Source organism: Promicromonospora kroppenstedtii DSM 19349 (assembly GCF_000515355.1).
GTDB classification, from domain to species: Bacteria; Actinomycetota; Actinomycetes; order Actinomycetales; family Cellulomonadaceae; genus Promicromonospora; species Promicromonospora kroppenstedtii.
In genome coordinates this window covers 3,483-7,600 of the sequence record NZ_KI911737.1, presented here as the reverse complement: position 1 = coordinate 7,600, position 4,118 = coordinate 3,483, and the positions used below count along the sequence as shown (strand labels likewise).

Sequence of the window (4,118 nt, the reverse complement as noted above, 5' to 3'; positions counted from 1 at the left end):
GCCCCCCCCCGCCGCCCGTAGCGCTCGCGAGCCGGTCCACGACGTCCGACGGCGTGGGACGGTCGGCCGGCTCCTTCGCGAGGCAGGCCTCGACCAGACCGCGCAGGCCCGACGGCACACCGGCCAGGTCTGGCCCGTCCCGCACGACGCGACGGCCGACGTCCTCGGCGGCGCCGCCACCGAACGGGCTGCGGCCCGTGCAGGCGAACACGAGCACCGAGCCCAGCGAGAAGACGTCGGACGCCGGCGTCACGTCCAGGCCACGCACCTGCTCGGGCGACATGTAGGGCGCCGTACCGATCGAGCCCTGGTGCGTCAGCGACGTCGCGTCGCGCTCCTGGGCGATGCCGAAGTCGACGACCCGCGGGCCGTCGTCCGCGAGCAGGATGTTGGACGGCTTGAGGTCGCGGTGCACCAGGCCCTGGTCGTGGATCGCACCCAGCCCCTCGGCGAGCGTGGCGCCCAGGGTGCGGACCACGGACAGGGGCAGCGCGCCCTCCTGGCCCACGGCGTCAGCGAGCGAAGGCCCCGCCACGTAGGCGGTGGCCATCCAGGGCCGCTCGGCGTCGGGGTCGGCGTCGACCACCTGTGCTGCCCAGAACCCGCCCACCCGGCGCGCCGCGGCCACCTCGCGCCGGAACCTGGTGCGGAACTCGGCGTCGCCCGCCAGGTCCGGGTGGATCAGCTTGACCGCGACGGGCCGCCCGGTCCGCGGACGGCCCAGGTAGACGCTGCCCATCCCGCCGGACCCGAGCTGGCCCTCGATCACGTACGGCCCGACCTCGCGCGGATCCTCACCGCTGAGCGCTGCGATTGGCACTGTGCCCCCGACTTCTCATCCGACCGCCCCGAACCGGCTTCCGTGCCGGACTGCTGGCCTGATGGTAGAGGGCCTAACGTTTTGGTTCAATCAATGGGCGCCGGGCCGTCCGGGCAGGTCAGGCTGCCGGTAGCAGGAGCGCGTCGTACAGGGCCGACGCCGCGCCGTCCCGCTCGACGCTGCTCGTGACCTGGTGGGCGACGGCGCGGACGGTGTCCGGCGCATGGCCCATGGCGATCGACACGCCCGCCCAGGAGAGCAGCTCCAGGTCGTTCTCGCCGTCGCCGATCGCGAGGGTGCGCGACGGCACGACCCCCAGCTCGGCGCGGATGCTCTCCAGCGCGGTCGCCTTGCTGACGCCGGGCGCGGTGACGTCCACCCAGTCGACCCGGGTGGGGAACGCGGTGACACCCGACTCGCGCAGCGCCGGGGTCAGGCGCTGGGCCCACTGCCCGTGCACGACGAGGCGCGGCGTCGGGCGCGCCCAGATGTCCCCGACCCGCTGCAGCACCTCCTGGTGCCCGCCGAGCTGCCCGTCGGGGAACCGCTTGGTGACGCGGTAGCCCGTGCCGACCACCTCGGCCGCGAGCCGCAGGTCCGGGCGGATCTTCGACACCAGCCGGACCACGGGCTCGGCCTCGACGGGGGTCACCTGCACCACGGAGTAGCCGTTGCCGTCCAGGCGCGCGGTCACTGCGCCGTTGGCCGCGACCACCCAGCCGTCGCGGATGCCGAGCAGACGCACCATCTGCACCGCGACCGACAGGGAGCGGCCCGTGGCGATCGCCAGGTGGTGGCCGGCGGCGCGGACGGCCGCGAGCGCGTCGACGACGGCGGGGGTGGCCCGGCGTCCCGAACGAACAAGGGTCCCACCCAGGTCGCAGGCGACGAGGGCGGGTGTCGACGTCGGCACGTCGGGCAGCGCTGCGGTGGCCCCGGAGGCGGTCGCGGTCACGGTATTCCCCTGGTGATAGGTGGCGAGGCCTATCATCCCCCATACTAGGACATTTTGGAACTCGCACCTCGGGCCTGAGAGCGGGTCTTGTCCCAGGTCAGAGGCCTGCGGCGGGCGAAACGATACACGTCGCGGCGGGTGAATGACGCACCCGGCCCGATCAGCGCTCGCGGACCGCGATCCCGGGGTACTCCAGCACCAGGCCGGCGCTGTCGAGGGTGAGCGCGCACGCGAAGTCGAACGTGGCCGACGCGTAGTCCAGCAGCAGCGCACCTGGCGTCCGCTCGCGGAACCGGTAGTCCTGCTCGATCCGCCGGACTCCGAGGTCCCCGGCGCCGACGAATGCCGCGGGCGCCTGGTGTGTCCGGCCCGGCGAGAGGTCGAGCCGGTGGACCGGCAGCGTGTTGGTCACCGCGGAGGACTCGAGGTCCACGTCGAGGCAGCCGTCCAGCCGGGGTGCGGGCACGCGGTCGACGAGCCAGCGCGGCAGGGCGGGGGCGGGCTCTGCGCCGGGGTTCCTGCCGGGGTTCGGGTCGAGGTCGGCCCGTTCGAGGACGGTGCGGAGGGCGCCCGCCGCCGTGACAGCCTCGATCTCGGCACGGCGCGTGCACCAGTGGCGGTCGACGTCGATCCGGTACCCGACCGACCAGGCATGCTCGCCCTCGACCGCGGTGGTGTGCCCGAGCAGCACGTGACCCCGGTCGGTCCGCTCCGCGAACATGACCTCGAAGCCGGCCCGGACCCCCGTATGGGTCCAGGCCGACACCGGAGGCATCGGGCGCAGCCGCACGGTCCGACCCTAGTGCCCGACTCCGCGGCAGGTCACCGGTCCGTCAGAGGTTGAAGCCGCCGGTGACCTCGATGTTCTGCGCGGTGACCCAGCGGCCGCCGTTGGACAGGAGGAAGGCGATGGCGGATCCGGCGTCGTCCGGGCGGCCGAGCCGCCCAAGGGCGGTGCGCTCGACGAGCTGCGCCGTCATCTCGGGGTACGCCTCGAAGGCGCCGCCCGCGAACGGGGTGTTCGTGGGGCCCGGGGAGACCGAGTTGACGCGGATACCGCGCGCGCCGAGCTCCTTGGCGAGGTAGCGGGTCAGCACGATGACGGCGCCCTTCATCGAGCCGTAGGCGGAGTAGCCCTCCGAGAGCCCTGCCGTGCCGGCCGAGCTGCTGGCGGTGTTGACGATCGAGCCACCGTCCTCGATGAGTGGGAGCAGGGCCTGGGTCACCAGGTAGGGGCCCTTGAAGATGACGCGGTAGAAGTCGTCGAGCTGCTTCTCGGTGGTGTCGGCGAAGAGGGTGCCGCCCCCGTACCCGGCGTTGTTGACCAGGCCGGTGACGGTCCGCGCGCCCCAGGTCTCGGCCAGTGCCCGCTCGACGGCGGCGCGGAACGCGGGGAACGTGGCGCTGTCGCCGACGTCGAGCGGCAGGGCGACGGCGGTACCCCCGGCCTCCTGGATGCGTGCGACGGTCTCAAGCGCGCCGTCCTGGTTCGCGTTGTAGGTGACGATGACGCCGGAGCCGCCCTCCGCGGCGCGGATCGCGGCGGCCTGGCCGATGCCGGAGCTGGCCCCGACGACGATGGTGATCGACATGTCTGCCTCGAGATCTGGTTGGGGTGTCCTGATTGCTGGATACTGCTTCTGGTCGAAGCCGGAAGGCGGGATCGTGGCGCCCTGGCTCCTCGACCAGTCAAGGCGATTCGGGGCGCGACAGACAGGGCGATCCTGGAGGGTTCTTGCCTGATCCTGCTCGAAAGGGCATCGGGCAGGATCCAAGGAGGAGGGTGGTCGGCATGGACCTCGACGAGCTGCGCGAGCTGCTGGACCGGCGGGCGCCCACCGGGACGAGCGAACCCCTGCCCGGGGTGTTCCTCTCGCGCGAGACCCGGCCGGGGAGCCCGGAGGCGTCGACGACGGGCACCACGTTCGCGCTGATCACCCAGGGCACCAAGGAGCTGCGGCTGGGCGCCGAGACGGTCTGCTACGGCCCGGGCGAGTACCTGGTCACGTCGATCGACCTGCCGGTGATCGGACGCTTCACGGAGGCGAGCGCGGAGGCGCCGGCACTGGGCTTCGGCATGACGCTGACCGCACCGGCGATCGCGGAGCTTCTGCTGTCGGCGGAGACGGCGGCTGGGTCACGGGCGGGTACGGGTGCGGGTGCGGGTACGGGTGCGACCAGCCGGACAGCACAATCGGGGCGATCAGTCGCGGCTCCAGGGCACGGAGCCAGGACGCGCACCGAGCCGGCAACGGAGCCGTCGGCGAGGGCAGGCTCCCCCGCGCCCTGGGGAACCGGCCCCGCGGGCCGCGGCGCCGTCGTCCCGGCGCTGGTCACCAGCCG

5 protein-coding genes are annotated in these 4,118 nt (G+C 73.3%); 1 reads left to right on the top strand and 4 read right to left on the bottom strand.

Going from position 1 to position 4,118, the window contains the following annotated elements; translation table 11 throughout:
* The 4 genes from PROKR_RS22240 to PROKR_RS22225 form a co-directional block, all read right to left on the bottom strand.
* Nucleotides 1-820: serine/threonine-protein kinase (locus tag PROKR_RS22240; protein ID WP_211240203.1), on the bottom strand; the 820-nt coding region annotated here is incomplete at its 3' end.
* Nucleotides 821-938: 118 nt separating this feature from the next.
* Entirely contained in the window at nt 939-1,775 is an 837-nt protein-coding gene (locus tag PROKR_RS22235) for an HAD family hydrolase (RefSeq protein WP_051433247.1), read from the bottom strand.
* Between the two features lie 160 nt (nt 1,776-1,935).
* Nucleotides 1,936-2,565 (bottom strand): putative glycolipid-binding domain-containing protein, encoded by a 630-nt coding sequence (locus PROKR_RS22230; RefSeq protein ID WP_211240202.1) that lies wholly within the window; start codon nt 2,563-2,565, stop codon nt 1,936-1,938.
* A gap of 43 nt (nt 2,566-2,608) precedes the next feature.
* Nucleotides 2,609-3,367, bottom strand: coding sequence for an SDR family NAD(P)-dependent oxidoreductase (locus PROKR_RS22225; RefSeq protein WP_036967657.1), 759 nt, complete (start codon nt 3,365-3,367; stop codon nt 2,609-2,611).
* A 200-nt stretch (nt 3,368-3,567) separates the two neighbouring features.
* On the opposite strand from PROKR_RS22225, the gene PROKR_RS22220 reads away from it, so the two are divergent.
* Nucleotides 3,568-4,118, top strand: a 551-nt coding sequence (locus PROKR_RS22220) for an AraC family transcriptional regulator (RefSeq protein WP_169736519.1), incomplete at its 3' end; no start/stop codon positions are given.

Coding starts and splice junctions, on each gene's coding strand:
- PROKR_RS22225 (WP_036967657.1), bottom strand. CDS start 3,367: ATGTCGATCACCATCGTCGTCGGGGCCAGCTCCGGCATCGGCCAGGCC.